This is a genomic window from Pseudomonas sp. CCNWLW23 (assembly GCF_037095675.1).
GTDB lineage: Bacteria > Pseudomonadota > Gammaproteobacteria > Pseudomonadales > Pseudomonadaceae > Aquipseudomonas > Aquipseudomonas atacamensis.
Genome location: NZ_JBAWKM010000012.1, coordinates 169258 through 195139, shown reverse-complemented (window position 1 = coordinate 195139; position 25882 = coordinate 169258). Strand labels below are relative to the sequence as shown.

At 60.2% G+C, this 25882-nt stretch carries 22 protein-coding genes; 8 read left to right on the top strand and 14 right to left on the bottom strand.

Annotated features, from left to right (window positions below; genetic code table 11):
* Positions 1–35: 35 nt before the first annotated feature.
* A complete protein-coding gene (locus V8J63_RS16930) occupies positions 36–1160 on the bottom strand; it encodes a GNAT family N-acetyltransferase (RefSeq protein WP_336464370.1) in 1125 nt (374 codons plus the stop codon).
* Positions 1161–1441: 281 nt separating this feature from the next.
* On the opposite strand from V8J63_RS16930, the gene V8J63_RS16925 reads away from it, so the two are divergent.
* Positions 1442–2764 carry a putative porin gene (locus V8J63_RS16925; protein WP_016771204.1) on the top strand — a complete coding sequence of 441 codons (1323 nt, stop codon included), beginning with the start codon at positions 1442–1444 and terminating at the stop codon, positions 2762–2764.
* 143 nt (positions 2765–2907) lie between these two features.
* Here V8J63_RS16925 and V8J63_RS16920 read toward each other — a convergent pair whose 3' ends face one another.
* The 5 genes from V8J63_RS16920 to aceK all read right to left on the bottom strand — a co-directional run bounded on the left by V8J63_RS16920 (position 2908) and on the right by aceK (position 11324).
* On the bottom strand, positions 2908–3144 hold the full coding sequence (locus tag V8J63_RS16920) for an anti-sigma factor family protein (protein ID WP_122752041.1): 237 nt from the start codon (positions 3142–3144) through the stop codon (positions 2908–2910).
* Entirely contained in the window at positions 3138–3749 is a 612-nt protein-coding gene (locus tag V8J63_RS16915; RefSeq protein WP_016771206.1) for an RNA polymerase sigma factor, read from the bottom strand. Before V8J63_RS16915 ends, V8J63_RS16920 begins: the two co-directional genes overlap by 7 nt.
* A gap of 135 nt (positions 3750–3884) precedes the next feature.
* Positions 3885–5006, bottom strand: a complete 1122-nt coding sequence (locus V8J63_RS16910) for a beta-ketoacyl-ACP synthase III (protein WP_336464369.1) — start codon at positions 5004–5006, stop codon at positions 3885–3887.
* A gap of 452 nt (positions 5007–5458) precedes the next feature.
* Positions 5459–9370: an ATP-dependent RNA helicase HrpA gene (hrpA, locus tag V8J63_RS16905; RefSeq protein ID WP_336464368.1), complete on the bottom strand. Its 3912-nt coding sequence runs from the start codon at positions 9368–9370 to the stop codon at positions 5459–5461.
* A 232-nt stretch (positions 9371–9602) separates the two neighbouring features.
* A complete protein-coding gene (gene aceK, locus V8J63_RS16900) occupies positions 9603–11324 on the bottom strand; it encodes a bifunctional isocitrate dehydrogenase kinase/phosphatase (protein ID WP_336464367.1) in 1722 nt (573 codons plus the stop codon).
* 214 nt (positions 11325–11538) lie between these two features.
* Between aceK and V8J63_RS16895 the strand changes: the two genes are divergently transcribed.
* Positions 11539–12447: a DMT family transporter gene (locus tag V8J63_RS16895; protein WP_122505875.1), complete on the top strand. Its 909-nt coding sequence runs from the start codon at positions 11539–11541 to the stop codon at positions 12445–12447.
* Between the two features lie 113 nt (positions 12448–12560).
* On the opposite strand, the gene V8J63_RS16890 is transcribed toward V8J63_RS16895, so the two are convergent.
* Positions 12561–13424: a DMT family transporter gene (locus tag V8J63_RS16890; RefSeq protein WP_130926736.1), complete on the bottom strand. Its 864-nt coding sequence runs from the start codon at positions 13422–13424 to the stop codon at positions 12561–12563.
* Positions 13425–13974: 550 nt separating this feature from the next.
* On the opposite strand from V8J63_RS16890, the gene V8J63_RS16885 reads away from it, so the two are divergent.
* Both V8J63_RS16885 and V8J63_RS16880 read left to right on the top strand, forming a co-directional pair.
* Positions 13975–14397 carry a hypothetical protein gene (locus tag V8J63_RS16885; RefSeq protein WP_307845087.1) on the top strand — a complete coding sequence of 141 codons (423 nt, stop codon included), beginning with the start codon at positions 13975–13977 and terminating at the stop codon, positions 14395–14397.
* A gap of 35 nt (positions 14398–14432) precedes the next feature.
* Entirely contained in the window at positions 14433–14594 is a 162-nt protein-coding gene (locus V8J63_RS16880) for a hypothetical protein (protein WP_016771212.1), read from the top strand.
* Between the two features lie 54 nt (positions 14595–14648).
* On the opposite strand, the gene V8J63_RS16875 is transcribed toward V8J63_RS16880, so the two are convergent.
* Together V8J63_RS16875 and cysK are read right to left on the bottom strand one after the other, a co-directional pair.
* Positions 14649–15587 (bottom strand): aspartyl/asparaginyl beta-hydroxylase domain-containing protein, encoded by a 939-nt coding sequence (locus tag V8J63_RS16875; protein WP_041478836.1) that lies wholly within the window; start codon positions 15585–15587, stop codon positions 14649–14651.
* A 184-nt stretch (positions 15588–15771) separates the two neighbouring features.
* Complete coding sequence (cysK, locus tag V8J63_RS16870; RefSeq protein ID WP_016771214.1) at positions 15772–16746, bottom strand: cysteine synthase A; 975 nt, start codon at positions 16744–16746, stop codon at positions 15772–15774.
* A gap of 141 nt (positions 16747–16887) precedes the next feature.
* Between cysK and V8J63_RS16865 the strand changes: the two genes are divergently transcribed.
* From V8J63_RS16865 to V8J63_RS16855, 3 genes are all read left to right on the top strand, one after another.
* Positions 16888–17964 (top strand): DUF748 domain-containing protein, encoded by a 1077-nt coding sequence (locus V8J63_RS16865; protein ID WP_336464366.1) that lies wholly within the window; start codon positions 16888–16890, stop codon positions 17962–17964.
* A 182-nt stretch (positions 17965–18146) separates the two neighbouring features.
* Positions 18147–18992, top strand: a complete 846-nt coding sequence (locus V8J63_RS16860; protein ID WP_007911294.1) for an AAA family ATPase — start codon at positions 18147–18149, stop codon at positions 18990–18992.
* Between the two features lie 12 nt (positions 18993–19004).
* Positions 19005–20183: a vWA domain-containing protein gene (locus V8J63_RS16855; RefSeq protein ID WP_016771218.1), complete on the top strand. Its 1179-nt coding sequence runs from the start codon at positions 19005–19007 to the stop codon at positions 20181–20183.
* A gap of 143 nt (positions 20184–20326) precedes the next feature.
* Here V8J63_RS16855 and V8J63_RS16850 read toward each other — a convergent pair whose 3' ends face one another.
* The 4 genes from V8J63_RS16850 to V8J63_RS16835 all read right to left on the bottom strand — a co-directional run bounded on the left by V8J63_RS16850 (position 20327) and on the right by V8J63_RS16835 (position 24049).
* Positions 20327–21250 carry a biotin-dependent carboxyltransferase family protein gene (locus tag V8J63_RS16850; protein WP_197892161.1) on the bottom strand — a complete coding sequence of 308 codons (924 nt, stop codon included), beginning with the start codon at positions 21248–21250 and terminating at the stop codon, positions 20327–20329.
* Entirely contained in the window at positions 21247–21951 is a 705-nt protein-coding gene (locus V8J63_RS16845) for a 5-oxoprolinase subunit B family protein (protein ID WP_197892163.1), read from the bottom strand. The genes V8J63_RS16850 and V8J63_RS16845 overlap by 4 nt, the downstream gene beginning before the upstream one ends.
* Complete coding sequence (locus tag V8J63_RS16840; protein WP_197892164.1) at positions 21948–22700, bottom strand: 5-oxoprolinase subunit PxpA; 753 nt, start codon at positions 22698–22700, stop codon at positions 21948–21950. Before V8J63_RS16840 ends, V8J63_RS16845 begins: the two co-directional genes overlap by 4 nt.
* Positions 22701–22762: 62 nt before the next feature.
* Positions 22763–24049, bottom strand: coding sequence for an MFS transporter (locus V8J63_RS16835; protein ID WP_071174695.1), 1287 nt, complete (start codon positions 24047–24049; stop codon positions 22763–22765).
* 159 nt (positions 24050–24208) lie between these two features.
* Between V8J63_RS16835 and V8J63_RS16830 the strand changes: the two genes are divergently transcribed.
* Positions 24209–25123, top strand: coding sequence for a LysR family transcriptional regulator (locus tag V8J63_RS16830; protein WP_336464365.1), 915 nt, complete (start codon positions 24209–24211; stop codon positions 25121–25123).
* Between the two features lie 215 nt (positions 25124–25338).
* Here V8J63_RS16830 and V8J63_RS16825 read toward each other — a convergent pair whose 3' ends face one another.
* The gene (locus V8J63_RS16825) at positions 25339–25881 is read right to left on the bottom strand and encodes a DUF2937 family protein (protein WP_024012023.1); all 543 of its coding nucleotides are present in this window, start codon (positions 25879–25881) and stop codon (positions 25339–25341) included.
* Position 25882: the final 1 nt, after the last annotated feature.

Here is a 25882-nt window from a genome sequence, read left to right as displayed (position 1 = left end):
CTGCATTCCCACGCAGAGCGTGGGAACGATCGTGGTCAGGTTTGGCGATAGGGCAACGCGGTGCGGGCCTCTTCGGCATAGGCCAGAACCCCGGCACGCTCTTGCTGGAGAAAATCCTTCACCGCTGCTTTCAACCCCGGATGGCGCAGGTAATGCCAGGAATGGGTGATCACCGGTTCGAAGCCGCGAATCAACTTGTGCTCGCCCTGTGCCCCGGCATCGAAACGCTGGATGCCTTGGGCAATCGCGTAATCCATGCCCTGGTAGAAACACGTCTCGAAATGCAGCCGATCAAACTCGGCCAGGCAACCCCAATACCGCCCGTAGAAACTGTCGCCACCGACCAGACTGAACGCCATCGCCACCGGCCGGGAGCCCTGTTTGGCCAAGACCACGCGAATCGCCTCGGGCATACGTTCGGCCAGCAGGCTGAAGAACTCCCGCGTCAGGTACGGCGCCTGACGCCGCACCGCGTAGGTGTTGGCATAACAGGCGTAAACAAAATCCCACTGTGCCTCGTCCAACTCACGCCCCTCCAGCCACTCGAACTCAAAGCCCTGCCCCGCCACCTGCTCGCGTTCCTTGCGCATCTGCTTGCGCTTGCGTGAGCTGAGGGCGTCGAGGAAGTCCTGAAAGTCGCGGTAATCACGGTTCTGCCAGTGATATTGACAGCCGATGCGCTGCAGCCAGCCCGGTTGCTCGGCCATCGCCGCATCGGTAAACGGATCAGTGAAATTGATGTGCGCGCTGGAGAGCTCTTCGATCTGCAAATAGCCGGGCAGGCTTTTCAGCAGTTCGAAACCGTCCTCCACTTTCGCCGCCAGCAAGCGCGGGCCGCTGACCGGGCTGAAGGGCACGGCGGTCAACAGTTTGGGGTAGTAATCGATGCCGGCACGCGCGCAGGCGTCGGCCCAGCCGTGATCGAAGACGTACTCGCCGTAGGAATGCCACTTGCGATAACAGGGCAGCGCGGCGATCAGTCGATCATCTTCGATGTGCAATAAATGTTCGGGCTGCCAGCCTGTATGCGGGCCGACACTGCCGCTGTCTTCCAGCGCGCTGAGGAAGGCGTGACACAGGAACGGCTGGTTGTCCGGCACCAGCGCATCCCAGCTTGCCGGGGCGATTTCTGACAGGTCTTGCAGGCGTTGCAACGGCATTCACTGGCACTCCACAGCTTGGCGACAAAGCCCGGCGAGTATCGCTGATCGCGACCCCGTTGCACACGCTCAATCGGCCGACAGCGCTCTAACTCGATAGTTCATGCCTGATCCGCATCGTCATCAACCTGCCATCACTGTGCCACCGCCCTGTCATAAACCATCGCGATACTGGCGCCTGTTTTTAGAGCGCCGGGTTCTAACCCGGACACAGTTTTCCGGCCTTCAGGCCGGTTGTGCCCAGGATGGTTCAGCCATCCCCTTCATCTTCGGAGATTGCTATGCGTCTTGCTTCCACGAAAACTGCAGCGGCCCTGTGCGGCGGCTTGTTGCTGGCCATGAGCGTTCCGGCCAGTGCTGCAGTCGACGCCAAACTGCTCGACATGCTCAAGGCCAACGGGTCGATTTCCCAGGCGCAGTACATCGAGCTGCAAACAGAACTGGCCAAGGATCAGAAGGCTCAGCAAATCGCCCAACAGGCGCAGCAGGAAACCAACGAACAAGTAGCGGCGGTCGCGAAGAAGACCAACGAACAGAGCCTGTTCGATCAGAAACTGGCCTGGGCGGCCAAGACCCAGTTCAAGGGCGACGTCCGTATCCGTCAGGAAACCATCAAGATCGACGGCGAGCCGAACAACGGCGGCCGCGACAAGGACCGCCAGCGCATCCGTGCGCGTCTGGGCGCCTATACCGAGATCAACCCGCAAGTCGACACCGGTATCCGTATCGCCACCGGCGGCGGTGACGACGCGCGCTCGACCAACCAGGATCAGGACAACTACTTCGACAAGAAGCAGATCTGGCTCGACCTCGGCTACATCGACTATCACCCGGATCAGATCAAGAACCTGCACGTGATCGGCGGCAAGATGCTGCAACCATGGGTAAGCATGGGTGACGTGATCTGGGACAGCGACATCAACCCGGAAGGTCTGGCCGTTACCTACAAATACCCACTGGGCGGCAGCGCCGAACTGTTCGGCAGCCTGGGTAACTACAACCTCAAGGACAACGTTGACGGCGACGGCGTTCAATTCCGCCACGACCTGCGCCTGACCGCTGGCCAGTTGGGCAGCCGCTTCAACATCACCGACAACCTGAAGATGACCGTCGGCGGCAGCGTTTACGCTTACCAGAATGACGATGACAGCCGCTGCACCGGCACCTCGACGCCGTGCGCGCTGGCAGTCAACGGCAACTCGGCCGACAACGAATTCCGTCTGTATGAAGGGTTCAGCCAGATCGACATCGGCGGCCTGCCAATGCCGCTGTCGTTCTACGGCCAGTACGTGAAGAACAACGATGCCGTGACCGATCAGGACACCGCATGGTTGCTCGGCGCCAAGTCGAAAGTCTTCGGTTTCAACCTCGACTACAACTATCGCGACGTGCAGCGCAACGCCGTGGTCGGCGCCTTCACCGACTCCGACTTCGCCAACGGCACCACCGGTTCGCGCGGGCACAAATTCAAAGTCGGTTACGACATCGACAAGAACTTCGCCGTCGGCGCCACGTACTTCCTGACCAAGGCCGACTTCGCCAGCCGCAGCCAGCGCGATGCAGATGCCAACACCCTGCAGCTGGATGCTGAAGCGAAGTTCTAAGAAAACAGCTACAAGCTTCGAGCGACAAGCTGCAAGTCACCGCTCCCCTTGCGACTTGTCGTTCGAAGCTGATGTCCTGCAGCCCGGTGCAATGCCAGCGATCCCCATCATCCGTTCGCTGACGCTGCCCCGGGCTGACTCTTTCAAGGACTGTCGTCGCGCCTCTGCGCCGCCAGGCGTTCAGCCAAAGCATCCACTCCCTCTTCCGGTTTTTCCGGCAGCGCCTTCAGGGTTGCCTGCATCACGCGCATCTGCCGCATGAAGCGCCGGCAGTTGGGGCAGAACAACAGGTGATGACGCACCATCAGCGTCTCGCGAAAGCTCAGTTGGCCATCGAGATAATCGCTGGATCGTGCCACTTGCTCCTTGCAGGTCAACATTCTCCTGTCTCCTCAAAATGTTCCACGGTCGCGAAGACCTTCAAGCGTGCCCGGTGCAGCAGCACGCGGACATTGGAGAGCGAGATCTCCAGAAGATTACAGATATCTTCCAGCTCCAGCCCCTGGCGTTCGCGCAACAGCAGGACACTGCTCTGCAACTCGGACAGACTCAGCAACGTGTGTTCGAGGCATTCGCGCAGTTCGTTTTCGGTGAGCAGCGCCTCTGGGGTGTCCTGATGCCAGGCAAATGGCGCGACCAGCCAATGACCGTCGCTCGAGGAAAATCGATCGTCACCGATGGTGCCGTGAGGTGCTGGCAAGTCATCGAGCAACACTTCCCGGCGATTGAGCTTGTAGCGACTCTTGGCCGAATTGGCGGTAATGGTCAGCAACCAGGTCTTGAGGCTGGAACGGCCTTCGAAGCTGGCCAGATGGCGCACCACCGACAGCCAGGCATCCTGCACCACTTCCTCGACATGACGCTGGCCGACAATCGCGTAAGCCACGGCGCGCATGGCGCTCTGATAGGTGGTGACCAGTTCCTTGAAAGCCTTTTGCTCCCCCGCCAGCAAGCGCGTGAGCAGTTGGGTGTCGTCAGCCGCCATCCATCAATCCCCTTGTCCGGACTTCGAAAATGAACGCGGCAGGTGTGCACCTGCCGCGACGTCCGAAAAATTACAGCGTTTCAATCGCTTCGGATGTAGGAAAGATCGACGCGATTAAGGGGAAATTAACCTGTTTCAGCGCTTGCGCAGCAACACGCTACCGATCGAATAACCGGCACCAAACGAACTGAGCACCGCCAGCGAACCCGCGGCCAGATCATCCTGGTATTTGTGGAAGGCAATGACCGAACCGGCCGAGCTGGTGTTGGCGTAGCTGTCGAGAATCACCGGGGCTTCTTCTTCGGTAGCTTCGCGGCCGAGCAGCTTGCGCACGATCAGGTGGTTCATGCTCAGGTTGGCCTGGTGCAGCCAGAAACGCTTCACGTCGCCGACGTTGAGCTGGTTCTCTTCCAGGTGCTCGCCAATCAGTTCGGCGACCATCGGGCAGACATCCTTGAATACCTTGCGGCCTTCCTGCACGAACAGCTTGTCGCGGGCACCGATGCTCTCTTCCGCCGCACGGTTGAGGAAGCCGAAGTTGTTGCGGATGTTGTTGGAGAACTTGGTCAGCAATTTGGTGCTGACCACGTCGAACTGGTACTTGGACGTCGCCAGATCCGCGCGCTCGATGATCACCGCAGTCGCGGCATCGCCGAAGATGAAGTGGCTGTCGCGATCACGGAAGTTCAGGTGCCCGGTGCAGACCTCCGGGTTGACCATCAGGATCGCCCGCGCCTGGCCCAGTTGCACGCTGTTGGCGGCGGCCTGGATGCCGAAGGTGGCGGAAGAACACGCCACGTTCATGTCGAAACCGAAACCTTCAATGCCCAGCGCTTCCTGGACTTCGATGGCGATGGCCGGGTAAGCGCGTTGCAGGTTGGAGCAGGCGACGATCACGCCGTCGATATCGGCTGCGGTTTTGCCGGCTCGTTGCAGGGCTTGTTCGGCAGCGCCAACGGCCATCTGGCAGAGCACAGACCATTCATCGTTGGAACGCTCGGGCAGGCGCGGGGCCATGCGTTGCGGATCGAGGATGCCGTCCTTGTCCATGACAAAGCGGCTCTTGATGCCCGAGGCCTTTTCGATGAACGCGGCGCTGGATTCGGTCAGGGCCTGGACTTCACCGCTGGCAATGGCCTCGGCGTTATCGGCGTTGAACTGGGCGACGTAGGTATTGAAAGACTGCACCAGCTCTTCGTTGGAGATGCTGTTGGCCGGTGTGTACAGGCCGGTGCCGCTGATGACGACATTATGCATGGTCGTTTCTCTAATCTGTTCAGGCAGAATGTGCTGGAACCGTCGTACCAACACGCAAAGGGTCTATTCCCATCCGGGGGACGCAAACCTGGCATCGTTTTATTCCGCAGCGCGACACGGCCGAAGGCTCTGGGTCGCGAAACGGCGGATTATGGTGGCGAAGTTTGCCATAAACCCGAGGTTTTGGCGCCTTTCTCCTGCTCAACTCGATCCCTGCAGGAGCTGCCGAAGGCTGCGATCTTTTGATGATCGTTCCCACGCTCCGCGTGGGAATGCAGCCCGTGACGCTCCGCGTCACTGGACGCGGAGCGTCCCCAGAGGCATTCCCACGCAGAGCGTGGGAACGATCGATGAACCGAGGCGTAGGTCTTGGGGCGGCTTCGCCACCCAGCGGGGATAAATCCCCTCGCCACAAAGACCGCCTCCTCAGGGGGATTGTGTATGGCTGCAGGTCAGGGCTCGACCTGGCTCCACTGTTTGCTCAGGCGCTTGTCGGAGATCGGCACTTTGGTGCCCAACTGTTGGGCGAACAGCGACACGCGGTATTCCTCCAGCCACCAGCGGTACAACTCCAGCTGCGGATCACGCTTGCCTTCCTGCGCATGCTTGGCCGCGCGGGTCTGGTATTGCGCCCACAGGCCAGCGAGTTCGCCGCTCCAGACCCGATCTTTCTGCACCTGCGCACCGAGTTTCTCGAAACGCTGCTCGACCGCTTTCAGGTAACGCGGCAACTCTTTGAGCCACTGCATCGGCGTTTCGCGAACGAAACCCGGATAGACCAGATTGCCGATCTGTTGCTTGATGTCGTTGAGTGCCACCGCTTGCGCCAGATCGATCTTGCCCTTGAAGCGTTTTTGCAGACCGTGCCAGATCTTGAGAATTTCCAGCGTCAGCCGCGCAACCCGCTCGGCGTGCTCGGTCCAGTTGCCGCGTTTGCGTTCGGCCAATGCCGCCAACCCGGCGCCATCACGGGGCAACGGGTCTTCGCCTTCGAGAATGCAGCTGTCGAGGCTGGCCAGCAGAATGTCTTCGACCAGCGCATCGACCCGGCCCAGTTCGCGATACAGCAAGCCCAGTTCAGTCTGCCCCGGCAACTTGCCGCGGAGGAATTTCGCCGGCTCGGCCAGTTGCTGCATCAGCAAGCGCTGCAAGGCGCGACGGTGCTGGAACTCGGCTTCGGCCGGGGTAGAGAAGCGTCCCTCCTTGACCGTGCCGCCCTCTTCCACCAGCGCCGGGTACACCGTCATCGACAACCCGGCGATCTTTTGCTGGGTCTTTTCTGCTACCGGCGCGAAGACTTTCGCCTCAACCGGTTGCTGACTTTTCGCACTCTGCGGCACCGCCAGCGCGGCCTGGCTGGCTTCGGCGAAGCGCGCGGTCAACTCAGCCAGATCGCGGCCTTCGCCAAGAAACTTGCCCTGGCCGTCGACGATTTCCAGGTTCATGCGCAGATGGCTCTCAACCTGCTGCGCCGCTTCTGCCCACGCTTCATCGCTGACCCGCGCGCCGGTCATGCGCAGCAGCTCGCGACCGAGCGCTTGCGGCAGCGAACCTTCGGCGAAAGTCATGCGCTGCAACGCGGCCTTGATGAAGTCCGGTACCGGCACGAAGTTCTTGCGCAGGGCTTTCGGCAGATTGCGCACCAGAGTAATGCACTTGGCCTCGATCAGACCCGGCACCAGCCATTCCAGACGCTCCGGCGGCAGCATCGGCAGCAACGGCGCCGGCACGCGCAAGGTCACGCCGTCGCGCGGGTGATTGGGCTCGAAATGATAAGTCAGCGCCAGTTCCAGATCGCCAATGTGCAACGTATCCGGGTAATCACGGGCGGTGACTTCGCTGGCCTCGCGGGCCAAAACGTCTTCTTCGCGCATGATCAGCAGTTGCGGATCTTTCTGGCTGTTGACCTTGTACCAACTGTCGAAGGTCGCGGTCTGGTGGATCTCCGCCGGCAGACGTGCATCGTAGAAGGCGTAGAGGGTTTCTTCGTCGGCGAGAATGTCGCGCCGGCGCGCCTTGGCCTCCAGTTCGTCGAGCTGCTCGAGCAGTTTCTGATTGGCACTCAGGCATTTGGCCCGCGACTGAATCTCGCCGCGCACCAGACCTTCGCGGATAAACAGCTCACGCGACACCACCGGATCGACCGGGCCGTAATGCACCGGGCGGCGACCGACGACGATCAGGCCGAACAGGGTGATCTGCTCGTAGGCCACGACCTGACCGCGCTTCTTTTCCCAGTGCGGTTCGAAGTGGTTTTTCTTGATCAGGTGCCCGGCCAGCGGTTCGATCCAGTCGGCGTCGATCTTGGCGACCATGCGCGCGTAAAGCTTGGTGGTTTCCACCAGTTCGGCGGTCATCAGCCACTGCGGGCGCTTCTTGCCGATGCCCGACGACGGGTGAATCCAGAAGCGCCGCTGCCGCGCCCCGAGGTAATCGCCGTCTTCGGTTTTCTGGCCAATCTGGCTGAGCAAGCCGACCAGCACCGCTTTGTGCAGCTTCGGGTAATCCGCCGGCTCTTTGTTCAGGCTCAGCTGCATGTCGCGGCAGATCAGGCTCAACTGACGATGAGAATCACGCCACTCGCGCAAACGCAGGTAGTTGAGGAAGTTCTTCCGGCACCAGTTACGCAGCGGGTTGGCGGTCAGCGCTTGGCGTTGTTCTTCAAAACCACGCCACAAATTGACCAGCCCGGCGAAGTCGGAATCCGGATCTTTCCATTGCGCATGGGCCTGATCCGCCGCTTGCTGACGCTCCGGTGGACGCTCGCGCGGGTCCTGAATCGACATGGCGCTGGCGACGATCAGCACTTCCTGCAGACTGCCAAGCTTGGCCGCTTCCAGGAGCATGCGGCCCATGCGCGGGTCGACCGGCAAGCGCGCCAACTGGCGACCGAGCGGCGTCAGCTGGCTATTGCGATCTACCGCCGAAAGCTCTTGCAGCAAGTTGAAACCGTCGCTGATCGCCTTGCCGTCCGGCGGCTCGATAAACGGGAACGCGGTGATTTCACCGAGGCGCAGATGGAGCATCTGCAGGATCACGGCGGCGAGGTTGGTGCGCAGAATTTCCGGATCGGTAAATTCCGGGCGCCCAAGGAAGTCCTCTTCGCTGTACAAACGCACGCAGATACCCGGCTCGACCCGGCCGCAACGACCTTTACGCTGATTGGCGCTGGCCTGGGAAATCGCTTCGATCGGCAAGCGCTGCACCTTGGCGCGGTAGCTGTAGCGGCTGATGCGCGCGGTGCCGCTGTCAATCACATAGCGAATGCCCGGCACGGTCAGCGAGGTCTCGGCGACGTTGGTTGCCAGCACCACGCGGCGGCCCGGATGCGACTGGAAAATCCGCTGCTGTTCAGCCGGCGACAGGCGCGCGTACAGCGGCAGGATTTCGGTGTGCTTGAGCTGGGCCTTGCGCAACATGTCGGCGGCGTCGCGAATCTCGCGCTCACCGGGCAGGAACACCAGCACATCACCGGGGCTGCGCCGTTCGCTGCGCTCGTAGGCGGCGATTTCGTCGAGGGTGGCGAGAATCGCCTGATCGACGGTCAGGTCGTCCTCGACCCGGTTGCCCTCTTCGTCCTGCTCCAGGGTCAGCGGCCGATACCAGGTTTCCACCGGGAAGGTACGGCCCGATACTTCGACGATCGGCGCGTCATCGAAGTGCTTGGAGAAGCGCTCCAGATCGATGGTCGCCGACGTGATGATGACCTTGAGGTCGGGACGGCGTGGCAGCAGGGTTTTCAGATAGCCGAGGAGGAAATCGATGTTGAGGCTGCGTTCGTGGGCTTCGTCGACGATGATCGTGTCGTAGCGCTCGAGGTAGCGATCGTTCTGGGTTTCCGCCAGCAGAATGCCGTCGGTCATCAGTTTGATCAGGGTGTTGGAATCGCTTTGATCCTCGAAGCGCACCTGATAGCCGACCAGCGCTCCAAGCGGCGTGCCGAGTTCTTCGGCGACACGGCTGGCGACACTGCGCGCGGCGATCCGACGCGGCTGGGTATGGCCGATCAGACCGTGCTGGCCGCGACCGATTTCCAGGCAGATCTTCGGCAACTGGGTGGTTTTGCCCGAACCGGTTTCGCCGGCGATGATCAGTACCTGATGTTGCTCCAGGGCCTTCTTGATCTCGTCGCGCTTGGCCGCGATCGGCAAACTGTCGTCGTAACGAATCACCGGCAGGCTCGCGCGACGCGCCAGTACCTGATCACAGGACGCCTGCATCCGCGCCACCCACTGGGCCAGTTTGGCCTCGTCGGGTTTCTTGCGCAGCTCAAGCAACTGCCGCCGCAGCCGGTGACGGTCGGCGAGCATGGCGTGATCGAGGTTTTTCAGCAGTTTGTCGATGGAGGGCGATTCGTCGGTCATCGGGTAGGCAATTCGGTCGTCTATTTATGCAGGGGGCGGATTGTCGCAGATTTGCGGCACCGAACACGACTGTGAGGTGCTCTTGTGGCGAGGGGATTTAGCCCCGATCGGCTGCGCAGCAGTCGCCGACTGGATATCAACGTCGATCTGAAGCGTCTGAGTTGAATGGTTTTGGGGGTGCTTCGCACCCCATCGGGGATAAATCCCCTCGCCACAATGTATTCAGGGGGATTTATTCGTTATTGCGGCCCTTGCGCCGGTAGGGGAAGACGTCGATGACCTTCCCCGCCCGAATCGCCTCCTGCAAGCCCTTCCAGTAATCGGCGTTGTACAACTCGCCGTGCAACTGGTCGAACAACTTGCGCTGGCCCGAATCGGCAAACAGGAACGGCGGAAACTCTTCGGGAAACACGTCAAGCGGGCCGATCGAGTACCACGGCTCAGAGGCCATTTCATCCTCCGGCGTGCGCGGTTGCGGGATGTGGCGGAAGTTGGCTTCGGTCAGGAAGCAGATTTCGTCGTAGTCGTAAAACACCACGCGTCCGTGACGGGTGACGCCGAAGTTTTTCAGCAGCATGTCGCCGGGAAAGATATTCGCCGCCGCCAATTGCTTGATCGCCAGACCGTAATCTTCCAGCGCTTCGCGCACTTGCGCGTCGTTGGCGTTTTCCAGATACAGATTGAGCGGGGTCATCCGGCGTTCGGTCCAGCAGTGGCGGATCAGCACGGTCTCGCCTTCGACCGAAACCGTCGACGGCGCCACCTCAAGCAGTTCTTCGAGGCACGCCGGATCGAACTTGCTCAGCGGAAAACGAAAGTCGGCAAATTCCTGGGTATCGGCCATGCGACCGACCCGATCGACGCTTTTCACCAGACGATACTTTTCGATCACCGTGGCGCGATCGACGTTTTTCGACGGTGAGAAAAGGTCCTTGATGATTTTGAATACGGTGTTGAAACCCGGCAGGGTAAACACGCTCATGACCATGCCGCGCACGCCCGGGGCCATGATGAACTGGTCGTCGGTATTGGCCAGGTGATTGATCAGCGCGCGGTAGAACTCCGACTTGCCGTGCTTGTAGAAGCCGATCGAGGTGTACAGCTCGGCGATGTGCTTGCCCGGCAGAATGCGTCGCAGAAAACCGATAAACTCCGCCGGCACCGGTACATCGACCATGAAATACGAACGGGTAAACGAGAAGATGATCGACACATCGGCTTCGTCGGTGATCAACGCATCGATCTGAATGCCCCGACCTTCGCGGTGCAACAACGGAATCACCAGCGGCCATTGCTCGTCGCGGGTGTAGATGCGTCCGACCAGATACGCGCCCTTGTTGCGGTAGAGCACCGAGGAAAATAGCTCGACGCTCAGCTCCGGGTCCTTGCACACCCAGTCCGGCAGGTTCTCGCGCAGTTGTGCTTCGAGCCGCAGCAGGTCGCCAGGCAAATCGGCGTAATCTTCGCTGAAGCGGTAGTCGGCGAAGATACTGGCGAGCATGGCGGACAACTGGCCCTGCGGCTTATAGGTGCGGGTTTGCGCGGCGCGGGCCCGGCGCAGGCTCGGGCGCGTGGTGTGGATGAACATGCAGCCGTCGCTGATCAGGTCGTGGCTGAACAGCCCGCAGAAAATCGAGTTGTACCAGGTTTCCGAAAGCTCATCGTCGAATCGCAGGTCGATCACACTGATGTAGGCGCTTTTCACCAGCGGCCAGCAGCTGACGTTCATCAGGGTTTCGTCATCGAAATACTCGCGCAGGCGAGCGACGGTTTCGCCAACCTTTTCTTCGTACAGACTGATCCGCGCCGCCGAGGCGACCTGCGCCTCCTGCCAGCGCGCCTGTTCGAAGCGCTCGCGCGCGCCGTCGGTGATGCGGCGGAAATGTTCGCGGTAATCGTCGAAGCCGGCGAGGATCATCCGGGCGATCTCGGTGGCTGGCCATTGCTGCGACATAAATGAAACCTCGGCGGGAAATCGATTCGTTTGAGCTTAGTCACGGAACCGTCCGCAGGAAAAGCGCAATTTCTGCCAAAATCGATACGGGGTTCACCGTTGACGGGGTTTCTCGTGCCGATGCATCGGCAAGCAGAATTAAAAGCCCGAATAGCGGTTGCCATGATCCGGACGCTCGGCAACACTCTCGTCCCGATCAAGGAAGGAGCCCGCCGTGAGCCCTGTCGATATTTTCCGTATGTTGTCGCTGGCCGCTATCTGGGGCGCGAGTTTTCTGTTCATGCGCATCATTGCCCCGGTGATCGGCACGATCCCGACCGGTTTCTTTCGGGTGTCGATCGCGGCGGCCGGGCTGCTGGTGATACTCGGGCTGATGCGCATCAGCTGGGACTTCAAGGGCAAGCTGAAAACCGTGATGCTGCTGGGCGTGATCAACTCGGGGATTCCGGCGACGCTGTATTCGGTGGCGGCGCAAGTATTGCCGGCCGGCTATTCGGCGATCTTCAACGCCACGACGCCGCTGATGGGCGTGTTGATTGGCGGTTTGTTCTTCAGCGAAAAGCTCACGGCGGCCAAGCTCAGCGGCGTGTTCCTCGGTCTGTTCGGCGTCGGTGTGCTGACGCGTGCCGGTCCTGTAGCCTTCGATCTGCAACTGCTGATGGGCGCGGTCGCCTGCCTGCTGGCGACCACTTGCTACGGCTTTGCCGGATTCCTCGCACGGCGCTGGCTGGATCAGGCCGGTGGGCTGGACAGCCGTTTGTCGGCACTGGGCAGCATGCTCGGGGCGACGTTGTTTTTGCTGCCGCTGTTCGCCTACAGCACCATTACCGCGCCGCCGGTCAGCTGGGGCGGCTGGCAGGTCTGGCTGTCGCTGCTCGGCCTGGGCCTGGGTTGCACGGCGTTTGCCTACATCATCTATTTCCGCCTGCTCAGCTCGATCGGCCCGGTAAAATCGATGACCGTGACCTTCATGATCCCGCCGTTCGGCGTGTTGTGGGGGGCGTTGTTGCTGGATGAGCCGTTGTCGATGGCGCACATTTATGGCGGGGTGCTGATTGCGGCGGCGTTGTGGCTGGTGTTGAAGCCGGCGGTGGTGAAGCCTGCAAACGCGTCAGTCCGTTAGATTTTCTGCCGCAGATATTCGCGAGCAGGCTCTCTCCCACAGAAAAATACATTCCAATGTGGGAGCGAGCCTGCTCGCGAAAGGCGGCGCAACAAGCGCCACCTGCCTATCGGCTATCCGGTTTTACGGAACACAAATACCAATCCAACAATGATCAGCAACATCCCCAGCACACCCAACGCCGCCAGCCGATTGCCGAAAATCAGGTAATCCATCACCGCCGTCACCGCCGGCACCAGATAGAACAGACTGGTGACATTCACCAGATTGCCCCGCGCGATCAGTCGATACAGCAACAGCGTCGCCAGCACTGAAACCACCAGGCCCATCCATAACACCGGGACAATGAAGCCTGCGCTGTGCTCGAAGTGAAACGGCTGGAACGGTACGAACACCCCGCACAGCAACAGCCCGGCCAGGTACTGCACTGGTAGCGTACCCAATGGATTTTCGGTGATGCGCTTTTGCATGATCGAGCCGAGCGTCATGCTCGCCAGCGCCAGCAAACCGAACAGCATGCCGGCCCAGGACATTCCGGCCAGACCGATCCCTTGATAAACCACCATGATCAGCCCGGCCAGACCCAGCGCCAGGCCGAACAGGCGGCTCGCCGAACGCTGCCGTTCCATCAAGACCACGGTGAGGATCGGCTGAACGCCCATGATCGTCGCCATTACCCCCGGCGTGACTTTGCAATCCAGCGCCAGCAGATAAAAGATCTGATAGGCCCCGAGCAACACCAGTCCCGTGGCGATCGCGAACAGCATCGGCTTGCCACCCTTGGGCAGCTTCAATCTCAGCAGCGGCGCCAGCAACACCAGCCCGCACAGGGCGATGGCGAAGCGAATCAGCAGAAAGGCAAAGGGCGAAGCATGGACGAGGCCCCATTTGGAGAAAATCGCCCCGCTGCTCCACAGCAGAACGAACAGGCTCGTGGACGTCGCCGCGAGCGCGGATTGTTTCGAAAGGACAAACATGAATACCACCTGTAGTCAGGCAAGAAGCCAACTCAGCCGAAGCTGAAATTCAGTAGGTTGTTCTGGCGGGCGCAGGGGTCAGCAGAAACTGCCGATCAACCCCGCACACCAACGCCCGGCGGCGAAACGACTGCGCACACCGGCGTGCTACTGACAGGTGGAGGGTAATGACTGATCTGCACAGGCTGCCGATTCCCGCACGGCACGACGCCAGCGTTGACCGCTGAATCGACTACCGCGTTGATGAGGGATGCAGGCATGAATGCTGATCTTTAGTGAGGAAATGAACGCGCGAGCCAGGCGGCTCGCGGGCTGACTATAACCAGCCCGGGACATAGATTGCAATGACTTGGGCGAAGGGCCGGTAGCGACAGTCTGGCGCCGGGTGGTTAGGGTTATTGGCGCGGCAACGGATTGTCAGGAGACATGGAATGCAAGAGATCATATGCCAAGGGAACGGACGTATTTGCGGTATCAGGTTTATCGGTCGGAGGCGAGGAAGCGGGCGGGTGTTGCGACTGCGCAGATGCGATGCATTTCGGGAGCCGACATGTCAGAAGTCCGCTTTGAGCCTATTGATGCGGAAGCACTCGCAGTTTATCAGTCTTGGGACGACCCCATTTTCTCGTGGGAAGACGTCGTCGTCTGGAAAGCTCGAGAACCTCTGTCTCTGGATATCGCAATCTGGTTTGAACTAGAGCTCTGCGGGCTATGCTTCGCAAATCCCAACAATAGCCGCCAGCGGATTCGCATCGTGCGACTGGAGGGCAAACCCGGAAAGGCTCACCCGCTGAAAAACCAAATAGCCGCTTTGGCATTGCTCGCCATCGACGAATTCGCCCGAATTATTGGCAGCCAAGTCATCGAAGTTCAGGAACCTATGCCGGGAGCCATTCCGGTTTATCAACAACTCGGCTTCACATTTGATGTTCAAGGTCGCCTTGTTCTACCAGTGGAGAGTAAAGTATCGTGACATCTGTTCATTTAATGACCAGCGAGGGAGGGAGTATGCGCAAAGTCGTAAGAAAATCCCCAAGCAAGAAGGAATTGCGCGAGCCGGTGGAAAAGCTTGATCGACTGGAGTTATCCGCGAATCAGCGCCGTTTTCTGCAGGTCCTTGAAAACGGAACCGACGTGACCGAGCCCAACCTGCTCGCCGGACGTCCTTGAACCCATCAATAAAAAACCGCTCCTGAGGAGCGGTTTTTTATTTCTGAGCCAGCGTCAACCAAACAACCAATACCCCAGCAACGTCAGCACCAACACCGCCAGCACCGGGCGCATTACCCTGTAGGCCTTGGGGTGCCGGCGCTTCCACTGCTTGACCACGCCGCTGAAACGGTCGCTGAAGTTCTTGCTCCAGGCATAAGCCTGGTTGATGCCGCCAACGCGTTCATCATCAAGATTCTGCGGCGCGGTGGCGCGGCCGAGCCAGCCACTGATGAAGCGATTGATGCGGGTCATCAGGCGGTTGCTCAGCGGGCGTTCGATGTCACAGAACAGAATCACTCGAGTCTGAGCGGTTTCATTCTTGACCCAGTGCACGTAGGTCTCGTCGAACATCACGTCATCGCCGTCGCGCCAGGCATAGACCTGACCGTCGACGAAGATCCGGCAATCGTCGGAGTTGGGTGTCGACAGGCCGAGGTGATAACGCAGGGAGCCGGCGAACGGGTCACGGTGCGGATTGAGGTGACTGCCGCCCGGCAGCAGCGCGAACATCGCGCCCTTGACGTTGGGTATGGCACTGACCAGCGCCACGGTTTTCGGGCAAAGAGCTTCGGCCGATGGCAGCGGTTTGTCGTACCACTTCAGATAAAAACGCTTCCAGCCCTTCTTGAAGAACGAACCGAAACCCGCATCGTTGTTCTTCTCGGCGGCGCGAATGTAGCCTTCGTCGAACAAGTGCATGGCTTCGTCGCGAATGGTTTCCCAGTTGTCGCGCAGTACATCCAGCTCCGGAAACTTGCTGCGATCCAGATACGGTCTGGATGGCACTGCGGAAAACAGGTACATCAACGCGTTGTACGGAGCAAACAGTGCGGAGTGGTTGACGAACTGGCGCAATACCGGCAAACGCGCCTTGCCGCGCAAATGCACATAGAGCGTGCTGCCCAGGAACAGCAACAGCACAAACGCCTTGGCGGCAAACGAAACGGTCATCAACGACTCCTTGAATAAAGACAACGCTGCGCAATGCCCTTTTCCCGGCATGGCAGCCGGCCATGATAAACACTACCGGCTCCGGGAAAAACCCGCCTGACACAAGATTCAGTGTTAAGCATTACGCAACAAAGCCTTTATTAACATGCAGCGCCTGAACCCTGGCTGACTTGAATCAACAGGCTTACTGCTGGTTCTCCTGCTCGGTAAACAGGTCACTGAACAGCATGCTCGACAGATAACGCTCGCCCGAATCCGGCAGCACCACGACGATGGTTTTACCCTGCATCTCTGGTTTCTCCGCCAGACGCACCGCCACCGCCATGGCAGCACCGCAGGAGATGCCGCACAAAATCCCCTCTTCCTGCATCAGGCGCAAAGCCATGGCCTTGGATTCTTCATCGGTCACCTGTTCGACGCGATCGACCATCGACAGATCAAGATTCTTCGGCACAAAACCGGCGCCAATGCCCTGAATCTTGTGCGGGCTCGGCTTGATTTCGGCACCGGCCAACGCCTGCGTAATCACCGGAGAAGACGCCGGCTCGACGGCCACCGACAGAATCGGTTTCCCGGCGGTGTTCTTGATATACCGCGAGACACCGGTAATGGTTCCACCGGTACCTACGCCAGCCACCAGCACATCCACGGCGCCGTCGGTGTCGTTCCAGATTTCCGGGCCGGTGGTCTTCTCATGAATTGCCGGGTTGGCCGGGTTATCGAACTGCGCCGGCATGAAGTATTTGTCGGCATCGCTGGCGACGATTTCCGCAGCTTTCTCGATGGCACCCTTCATGCCCTTGGCCGGCTCGGTCAATACCAGTTCCGCGCCCAAGGCTTTCAGAACCTTGCGGCGTTCGATGCTCATCGATGCCGGCATGGTCAGCATCAATTTATAGCCACGCGCAGCGGCAACGAAGGCCAGACCGATACCGGTGTTACCGGAAGTCGGCTCGACAATGGTCATGCCCGGCTTGAGTCTGCCGCTGCTTTCGGCGTCCCAGATCATGTTGGCGCCGATTCGGCATTTGACCGAGTAACCGGGGTTGCGCCCCTCGATCTTGGCCAGGATGGTGACCCCGCGCGGCGCGATGCGGTTGATCTGGACCAGCGGCGTATTACCGATGGAATGGGCGTTGTCAGCGTAAATACGGCTCATGGCTGGGTCCTTATGCAGCGTTGAATTCAGCCTTCCAAGGTAAGCCCGTTGCCGATCACAGTCCAGTCGGGTCGAACGTCTGCAAACGCGCGGAGTCAATCGCTTTGAATCGTCAAGCCACACTCTTGAAGGAACAATGGCATGAAACGTCGTTACAGCTGGCCGCTCTGGACCCTGGCGGGTGTCGTGGTGCTGCTGGTCGCCCTGCATTTCGCCCTGCCCTATCTGGTACGCGACTACCTCAATGACAAACTTGCGGACATGGGCGATTACCGTGGCCAGATCTCCGATGTCGACCTCGCGCTGTGGCGCGGCGCATACAAAATCAACGGCCTGAAGATCGTCAAGGTCGATGGCAAGGTTCCAGTGCCGTTCGTCGATGCGCCGTTGATCGACCTGTCGGTAAGCTGGCATTCACTGTGGTACGACCATGCCGTGGTCGCGCAGGTGCAATTCCTCAACCCCGAAATCAACTTCGTCGACGGCGGCCCCAACAAGCAGAACTCGCAGACCGGTCAGGGCACCGACTGGCGTGAGCAGTTGGGCAAGCTGCTGCCGATCACCCTCGATGAAGTGCAGATCAACGATGGCCGTGTCACGTTCCGCAACTTCAATTCCAAGCCGCCGGTGAACATGAACGCCAGCAACGTCAACGCCAGCATCTACAACCTGACCAATGTGGTCGACAAGGAAGGCAAACGCGACGCGCGCTTTGAAGGCAAGGCGTTGCTGCTGGGGCACGCGCCATTGGAAACCACCGCCACCTTCGATCCACTGAGCAACTTCGAAGACTTCGAATTCCGCCTGCGCGCCCGTGACATCGAGCTCAAACGCATGAACGACTTCGCCGCCGCCTACGGCAAATTCGATTTCAACGCCGGCCACGGCGATGTAGTTATCGAAGCCAAGGCAGAGAAAGCCCGACTCACCGGCTACATCAAACCCCTGCTGCGCGACGTCGACGTATTCAACTGGCAGCAAGACGTCGAAAACAAGAACAAAGGCCTGTTCCGCTCAATCTGGGAAGCGCTGGTCGGCGGCACCGAGACCGTGCTGAAAAACCAGAACAAAAACCAGTTCGCCACCCGCGTCGAACTCAGCGGCAATGTTCACCAGCAGAACGTCAACGCCTTTGAAGCGTTTCTGCAGATTTTGCGCAATGGCTTCATCCAGGCATTCAATGCGCGGTACGAACGGCCGAAGCCAGATGAGGGTTAAGTTTTGCCGTTGACAAAATATTCGGCCATCCGCCGAGACTGAGTCAACATGTGACGCTCCATTCAGAGACTGAATAAGCCGTCTGCGTTCACAGTCGACCGGCGTGCGCGTTATAGTCGGGCATCCGATTATTTCGCCCCGCCCTGCCCGTAAGGTCAGCGTTACCGTTCGAGGATTTGCAGATGAAGTTCGAAGGCACCCAGGCCTACGTCGCCACCGATGACCTGAAGCTGGCGGTCAACGCCGCCATCACCCTGGAACGGCCGCTGCTGGTCAAGGGTGAACCGGGCACCGGCAAGACCATGCTCGCCGAGCAACTGGCCGAGTCGTTCGGTGCCAAGCTGATCACCTGGCACATCAAGTCCACCACCAAGGCCCATCAGGGCTTGTACGAGTACGACGCGGTCAGCCGTTTGCGCGACTCGCAGCTGGGCAATGAAAAAGTCCACGATGTGCGCAATTACCTGAAGAAAGGCAAGCTTTGGGAAGCCTTCGAGTCCGAGGAGCGGGTGATTCTGCTGATCGACGAAATCGACAAGGCCGACATCGAGTTCCCCAACGATCTGCTGCAAGAACTCGACAAGATGGAGTTCTACGTTTACGAAATCGACGAGACCATCAAGGCGAAAAAGCGCCCGATCATCATCATTACTTCCAACAACGAAAAAGAATTGCCGGACGCCTTTCTGCGCCGCTGCTTCTTCCACTACATCGCTTTCCCCGACCGCACTACCCTGCAGAAAATCGTCGACGTGCACTACCCGGACATCAAAAAGGACCTGGTCAGCGAAGCGCTCGATGTGTTCTTCGACGTGCGCAAGGTACCGGGCCTGAAGAAAAAGCCTTCGACATCCGAGCTGGTCGACTGGCTGAAGCTGTTGATGGCCGACAACATCGGCGAAGCGGTGCTGCGCGAGCGCGATCCGACCAAAGCCATTCCGCCACTGGCAGGGGCACTGGTGAAGAACGAACAGGACGTGCAACTGCTTGAGCGCCTGGCGTTCATGAGCCGGCGCGGCACCCGCTAAGAGGCTGCTGCCATGTTGCTCAACCTGTTCAACGAAATGCGTGCAGCCAAGGTACCGGTATCGGTGCGCGAGCTGCTCGACCTGATCAACGCGCTGAAACAGCGTGTGACCTTCGCCGACATGGACGAGTTTTATTACTTGTCGCGGGCGATTCTGGTGAAGGACGAGCGCCATTTCGACAAGTTCGACCGCGCGTTCGGCGCCTATTTCAATGGCCTGGAGAAACTCGACGATCACTTGCAGGCGCTGATTCCCGAAGACTGGCTGCGTAAGGAATTCGAGCGCTCGCTGAGCGACGAAGAACGCGCGCAGATCCAGTCCCTTGGCGGGCTGGACAAGCTCATCGAGGAATTCAAGAAGCGTCTGGAAGAACAGAAGGAACGCCATGCCGGCGGCAACAAATGGATCGGCACCGGCGGCACCAGCCCGTTCGGCTCCGGCGGTTTCAACCCTGAAGGCATCCGCGTTGGCGATGCCGGCAAGCGTCAGGGCAAAGCGGTCAAGGTCTGGGATCAGCGCGAGTACAAGAACCTCGACGATTCGGTGGAACTGGGCACACGCAACATCAAGGTCGCCTTGCGTCGCCTGCGCAAGTTTGCTCGTCAGGGTGCGGCGGAAGAACTCGACATCGACGGCACCATCGACCACACCGCCAAGGACGCCGGCCTGCTGAACATCCAGATGCGCCCGGAACGGCGCAACACGGTGAAGCTGCTGCTGTTGTTCGACATCGGCGGCTCGATGGACGCGCACGTGAAGATCTGTGAGGAATTGTTCTCGGCCTGCAAGACCGAGTTCAAGCACCTGGAGTACTTCTACTTCCACAACTTCATTTATGAATCAGTGTGGAAAAACAACATGCGCCGCACTTCCGAGCGCACTTCGACCCAGGATCTGCTGCACAAATACGGCGCCGACTACAAAGTGATCTTTATCGGTGACGCCGCGATGGCGCCCTACGAAATCACCCAGGCTGGCGGCAGCGTCGAGCACTGGAACGAAGAGCCGGGTTACGTGTGGATGCAGCGCTTCATGGAGAAATACAAGAAGCTCATCTGGATCAATCCGTATCCGAAGGACACGTGGGGCTATACCTCGTCGACCAACATCGTCCGCGATCTGATCGAGGATCAGATGTATCCGCTGACGCTGCGCGGGCTTGAAGAAGGGATGCGGTTTCTTTCCAAATGACGACCTGACCGTTCCCATGCTCCGCGTGGGAATGCATCAAGTCACGCTCTGCGTCACAGGGACGCGGAGCGTCCCGGGCGGCATTCCCACGCGGAGCGTGGGAACGATCAACATCTGTGGGAGCGAGCCTGCTCGCGAAGCTTTTAGCGATCTTTGAAGCGCTGCAAATACTCGACATGCTCGCGGTGCGCGACGTCCTGCACTACCGGCCTCAATCTCACCTTCGCTCCCGGCAGGCATTGCGCCAACCGCGCCAACGACAGCGGCGTCAACGCGCCCAGGCGCGGATAGCCACCAATGGTCTGGCGATCGTTGAGCAACACAATCGGCTGCCCGTCCGGCGGCACCTGCACTGCCCCCAACGGAATCCCCTCGGAGATCATCGGCGCGCCTTGATATTGCAACGCCGCGCCGAGCAGGCGGATGCCCATGCGGTCGGCGCGACTGTCGATGGTCCAGGTGCTGTTGAACACATCAAACAGGCTCTGCCCGCTGAACTGGCCGATCTGTGCGCCGAGCACCAAATCCAAAGGCGCGTGCATTTTGACATCCGGCCGCAGCGCCGAAGGCATTTCGCGCACCGCTGACGCTTCGCCGCTGTAACCGAGCGCCGTCCCTTTGGCGAGCGGAAGGCCCATGCCATCAAGCCCGCCCAACTCTTCTCGCAGCACCGTGGCACTGCTGCCCAGTACCTTGGGCGCAGTGAAACCACCGGGTGCGGCCAAATAAGCCCGGGCGCCGAGCAACGGCTGGGTGAAGCGCAATGTCTGCCCTTTCGCCAACCGGAAACTGCGCCACGGCGCCAGCGGTTGGCCGTCGATCTGCGCGCCGAGATCCGCTCCTGCCAGCGCCAGCAGGCAATCCTCCTCAGCCACCACGGCAAACCCGCCGAGGGTGATTTCAACCACCGCCGCATCCAGTTCATTACCCAACAGCCAGTTGGCCCAGCTCATGGAGCACCAGTCCGCCGAGCCGCCCTGGGTCACGCCCAGATGTCGCACGCCAAACCGCCCGGCGTCCTGCAACAGGCACAGCGGCGTGCTGGCTTCGATCGTCAATCGACTCATGCCAGCGCCTCCAGTGGAGTGTCGTCGCCGCCCAAGCGTATGAATTCGGCGTGGTCGACCGCTTCGAAGCGCACCGTGTCGCCGGGTTGCATCAGGCTGTAGCCGTCGCGATGGCGATCGAAGAGTTTTGCCGGGGTGCGCCCGATCAGGTTCCAGCCACCGGGTGAGACCACCGGATACGCTGCGGTCTGCCGCTCGGCGATACCGACGCTGCCGGCGGCGACTTTCTTGCGCGGTGTGTTCAAGCGCGGCGCGGCGAGCATTTCTTCGACCAGGCCCATGAAGGCAAAACCCGGCGCAAAGCCAAGGGCGAACACCTGATATTCCCGTGCGCTGTGGCGACGAATCACCTCCTTCACCGCCAGCCCGCTGCGTTCGGCCAACAGGCTCAGTTCCGGGCCGACACTCAAGTCGTACCAGACCGGCAAGACGTGACACTGCCCAGCGCTTCGCGCATTCGGCGCCAGATCGACCAGCGCTGCGGCGATCAATTCGCGCGCCTGCGCCGGACTCAACAGCGTCAGATCGTAATGCACCATCAACGTCGTATAGGACGGCACCAGATCGATCAGTTGTGCACCAAACGCCGTGCGCAAGCGCTCGCTGGCGGCGAGCATCCACGGCATGTTGACTTCGGCGATGTCATCGAACAGACGCAGCATCAGGCAATCGAGCGCCACCACTTCAACCCGTGGATTCATGACGCACTCGACTGCTGCAAGGCCTGACGAATACGCCGCACGGCGGCCACGGAACTGGCGTTGTCGCCGTGGACGCACAAGGTGTTGGCGCGCAGGATCAAGGCGCTGCCATCGCTGGCGCTGAGTTCGCCGCCACGGGCGATGGTCAACGCTTGCTCGATGATTTTTTCGGCATCGTGATGCACGGCGCCCGGCAGTTGCCGTGAGACCAGCCGACCGCCACTGTCATAGGCGCGGTCGGCAAAAGCTTCAAACCACAGGGTTACGCCGTATTCATCGCCGATCTGCTGCGCCGCAGCGTTGTCCCGGGTCGCCATCAACATCAGCGGCAGGCTGCGGTCATACGCGGCCACGGCCTGCACCACCGCGCGCAACTGCGCCGGGTTGGCCATCATGTCGTTGTACATCGCGCCGTGGGGTTTGACGTAACTCACACGCCCGCCCTGCGCCTTGCAGACGCCGTCAAGGGCGCCGATTTGGTAATGCAGGATGTCTTGCAACTCTTGCGCGGAATAGGCCATGGAGCGCCGGCCGAATCCGACCAGATCCTGATAGGCCGGGTGCGCGCCAATCTGCGCGCCGTGTTCGAGGGCCAGCGCCACGGTTTTGCGCATGATGCTCGGGTCGCCGGCATGGAAACCACAGGCAACGTTGGCGCAATCGATGAAGGGCATGACTTCGGCGTCCAGACCCATGGTCCAGCTGCCGAAGCTCTCGCCAATGTCGCAATTCAATAGCAGGCGGCTCACGGTGAATACTCCTGTAGCTGCTGGTCTTTTTATCTGTAGGAGACATCTGCGCAGGGTATCAGTTACTGCGCGTCGAGTTGCTTGCCACGGGTTTCCGGCAGGCTCAGCGCCGCGAGAATCACCACGCCGTAAGACACCGCCGCGAAGGCGCCGATGCCCATGCTCAGCGGCACTTTCTGGCTGAGCAGGCCGATCAACAGCGGGAACAACGCCGCCAGTGCGCGGCCGATGTTGTAGCAGAAACCCTGGCCCGAGCCGCGAATCCGCGTAGGAAACAATTCAGTCAGAAACGCGCCCATGCCGCTGAAAATCCCCGAGGCGAAGAAGCCCAGCGGAAAGCCCAGCCAGAGCATCACGCCATTGCTGACCGGCATCTGCGTGTAGAGCAGAACGATGGTGAACGAGCCGACCGCGAACAAGATGAAATTCTTTTTCCGCCCGAGCAGGTCGGTCAGATACGCGCTGATCACATAGCCGACGTAGGAACCGACGATCACCATCGCCAGATAACCACCGGTGCCGAGCACGCTCAGACCGCGTTCGTTCTTGAGGAAAGTCGGCAGCCAGGAGGTGATCGCGTAGTAACCGCCCAGCGCACCGGTGGTCAGCAAGGAAGCGCGAAACGTGGTGAAGAGCATGCCGGGGGCAAAGATCTCGTAGAACTTCGCCGGGTTTTCCGGGGTTTGCGCAGCTTTGGCTTCGCGATAAATCTCAGGATCCTTCACCAGGCGACGGACGAAAATCACGAATATCGCCGGCACGATGCCGAGGATGAACAGCGCGCGCCAGGCATCTTCCGCTGGCAACACCGAAAACAGCAGCGCGTACAGAATCGCCGTCAGGCCCCAGCCCAGCGCCCAGCCGGATTGCACCATGCCCACCGCTTTGCCGCGATCCTTGGCGCGGATCACTTCACCGATCAACACCGCGCCGGCGGTCCATTCACCGCCGAATCCGAAGCCCATCAGGGTGCGGGCGATCAGCAATTGTTCGTAGTTTTGCGCGAAGCCGCAGAGGAAGGTGAAGAAGGCGAACCACAGCACCGTCAGTTGCAGGGTGCGCACGCGGCCGATGCGGTCGGAGAGAATCCCGGCGACCCAACCGCCGATGGCCGAGGCGATCAGGGTGCTGGTGTGAATCAGCCCCGCTTCGCCCGTGGTGATGCCCCACATCGCGATCAGCGTCGGCACAACGAAGCTGAGCATCTGCGTGTCCATGCCGTCTAGACCGTAGCCGATCTTGCAGCTCCAGAACGTGCGGCGCTCCTGCTGGTTGATGTTGCGGTACCAGTCGAACGGCCCGGGGCGCGTTACAGGTTTGGATAACGGGAGGGTGTCGGGAGCACTCATGGCAAATCTCCGCAGGGCTTTTATTGGTCTTGTTCGAAGCTCCGACGACGCCTATCGTGGGAACCGGATGCGCCGATTTTTCGTCGCCCTGCCCTGCGCCGTCCAACGAATAAAAACCCGCCTTAGGCATAAGAAAAATTTGTCAGCCGAGCCTTGTCCATGAATCTGAAGTTTCTCGAGACCTTTGTCTGGGTCGCGCGCCTGAAGAGTTTTCGCCTGACCGCCGACAAGCTGTTCACCACCCAGGCGTCGATTTCCAGCCGCATTGCGGTGCTCGAAGGCGAGCTGGGCGTGAAGCTGTTCCTGCGCGATTCACGCGGCGTCAGCCTGACCCCGGAAGGCTTGAAGGTGCTCGATTACGCTGAACAGATGCTCGACACCATGGCGGCGCTGAAACAATCGATCGAAACCCGTTCGAGCAAGGTCGGGCGGGTGCGTATCGGCGTGATGGACACGGTGATTCATACCTGGCTGAGCCCGCTGGTGGCGCAGATGACCGATCTGTACCCACGGGTGGAGATCGAGTTGGTCGCAGATACCGCGCTGAACCTCTGCGATCAGCTGCAAAAAGGTTTTCTCGATCTGGTGTTGCAAACCGATCTGATCCGCCACGAAAGCGTGCGCAGCCTGGAGTTGGCCAGCCATCCGCTGGGCTGGATCGTCGCGAGCAATTCGATCTACAACCGCGACTACGCCGACCTCGCCGAACTGGCGCAGGAGCGGATCATCACCTATTCGAAAAACTCACGACCGCATCAGGATATCGTCGCGCTGATGCAGGCCAGCGGCGTCATGGCGCCACGCTTGAATTGCGTGAACTCGGTGTCGGCGATCACCCGGTTGTTGCGCGACGGCTTCGGTATCGGCGCGCTGCCGCCGGTGCTGGTGACGGAGGAGCTGGCGCGGGGCGAATTGATCTTGCTCGACATCGAGCAGCGGCCGGCGAATCTGCCGGTGGTGGTGTCGTGGCGGGTCGGGGTTGAGTGGGTCGAGGAGATTGTGACGTTGTGTCAGCAGGTGCTAGCGGGGTATGCGCACAAGGTCGGCAAGGACTGCATCACCCTCACTGGATGATTAGTGGCGAGGGGATTTATCCCCGCTCGGCTGCGCAGCAGTCGTGATTGCGGCCAACGCGGTCTTTCAGAGGTACCGCATTTGCAGGTTTTGGGGCTGCTGCGCAGCCCAACGGGGATAAATCCCCTCGCCACAGAACTCATTCGCCACAGAACCCACTCGCCACAGAATCCCCCATGCCATAAAGCCTCTCTTGCCAGCGGATTGAGCAGGTCTTACAAACCGCGGACGTCGCGATCTTCGATCGGTCGGCTCTGGCGCAGGCGGCGGCCGCCGAGGACGACCCAGTCGATCAGGCGGAACAGGCATTCGACACCGAACGACAGCAGCAACGCGCCGCTCATGCCCCAGATCATCGCCTCTGGCGTCAGCAGGATCTGGTAGCTGTAGCCGTTCCAGGTTTCCTTGCGAATATCCGGATCAGCAGCCAGGACCACTTGCAGGAAGCGCACGTACCACGGGCCTTGCATCGCCTGGAATTGCTTGTCCAGCGCGACCTGGCGGGTGAGCAAGGTGTTCAGGCTGTCGGCATCGCTGCGGAAAATCGGGTCTTCGCTGGCCCGGTAATGCGCGACCAGCGCCTGCATATCGCCTTTGAAAAACTGATCGGCCGTGCCCTGGAAACCACGCAGGCCGGTCTGCGCTTCGATCAGGTGCGCTTCGACACGCTGGGCATAATCGTTGATGAATCCCGGCACCTGGACACCGATCAACAGGCCCGCCGCAAACAACACCAGCCGTAGATAACTGAGCAACATG

What these genes read in the sequence shown, in the direction of transcription:
- V8J63_RS16855 (WP_016771218.1), top strand. Translation starts at nt 19,005, where the DNA reads ATGTTGCTCAACCTGTTCAACGAAATGCGTGCAGCCAAGGTACCGGTA.
- aceK (WP_336464367.1), bottom strand. Translation starts at nt 11,324, where the DNA reads ATGTCGCAGCAATGGCCAGCCACCGAGATCGCCCGGATGATCCTCGCC.
- V8J63_RS16930 (WP_336464370.1), bottom strand. Translation starts at nt 1,160, where the DNA reads ATGCCGTTGCAACGCCTGCAAGACCTGTCAGAAATCGCCCCGGCAAGC.
- V8J63_RS16825 (WP_024012023.1), bottom strand. Translation starts at nt 25,881, where the DNA reads ATGTTGCTCAGTTATCTACGGCTGGTGTTGTTTGCGGCGGGCCTGTTG.
- V8J63_RS16880 (WP_016771212.1), top strand. Translation starts at nt 14,433, where the DNA reads ATGCGCAAAGTCGTAAGAAAATCCCCAAGCAAGAAGGAATTGCGCGAG.
- V8J63_RS16920 (WP_122752041.1), bottom strand. Translation starts at nt 3,144, where the DNA reads ATGTTGACCTGCAAGGAGCAAGTGGCACGATCCAGCGATTATCTCGAT.
- V8J63_RS16875 (WP_041478836.1), bottom strand. Translation starts at nt 15,587, where the DNA reads ATGACCGTTTCGTTTGCCGCCAAGGCGTTTGTGCTGTTGCTGTTCCTG.
- V8J63_RS16915 (WP_016771206.1), bottom strand. Translation starts at nt 3,749, where the DNA reads ATGGCGGCTGACGACACCCAACTGCTCACGCGCTTGCTGGCGGGGGAG.
- V8J63_RS16850 (WP_197892161.1), bottom strand. Translation starts at nt 21,250, where the DNA reads ATGAGTCGATTGACGATCGAAGCCAGCACGCCGCTGTGCCTGTTGCAG.
- V8J63_RS16925 (WP_016771204.1), top strand. Translation starts at nt 1,442, where the DNA reads ATGCGTCTTGCTTCCACGAAAACTGCAGCGGCCCTGTGCGGCGGCTTG.
- V8J63_RS16885 (WP_307845087.1), top strand. Translation starts at nt 13,975, where the DNA reads ATGTCAGAAGTCCGCTTTGAGCCTATTGATGCGGAAGCACTCGCAGTT.
- V8J63_RS16865 (WP_336464366.1), top strand. Translation starts at nt 16,888, where the DNA reads ATGAAACGTCGTTACAGCTGGCCGCTCTGGACCCTGGCGGGTGTCGTG.
- V8J63_RS16845 (WP_197892163.1), bottom strand. Translation starts at nt 21,951, where the DNA reads ATGAATCCACGGGTTGAAGTGGTGGCGCTCGATTGCCTGATGCTGCGT.
- V8J63_RS16835 (WP_071174695.1), bottom strand. Translation starts at nt 24,049, where the DNA reads ATGAGTGCTCCCGACACCCTCCCGTTATCCAAACCTGTAACGCGCCCC.
- V8J63_RS16830 (WP_336464365.1), top strand. Translation starts at nt 24,209, where the DNA reads ATGAATCTGAAGTTTCTCGAGACCTTTGTCTGGGTCGCGCGCCTGAAG.
- V8J63_RS16890 (WP_130926736.1), bottom strand. Translation starts at nt 13,424, where the DNA reads ATGTTTGTCCTTTCGAAACAATCCGCGCTCGCGGCGACGTCCACGAGC.
- cysK (WP_016771214.1), bottom strand. Translation starts at nt 16,746, where the DNA reads ATGAGCCGTATTTACGCTGACAACGCCCATTCCATCGGTAATACGCCG.
- hrpA (WP_336464368.1), bottom strand. Translation starts at nt 9,370, where the DNA reads ATGACCGACGAATCGCCCTCCATCGACAAACTGCTGAAAAACCTCGAT.
- V8J63_RS16910 (WP_336464369.1), bottom strand. Translation starts at nt 5,006, where the DNA reads ATGCATAATGTCGTCATCAGCGGCACCGGCCTGTACACACCGGCCAAC.
- V8J63_RS16860 (WP_007911294.1), top strand. Translation starts at nt 18,147, where the DNA reads ATGAAGTTCGAAGGCACCCAGGCCTACGTCGCCACCGATGACCTGAAG.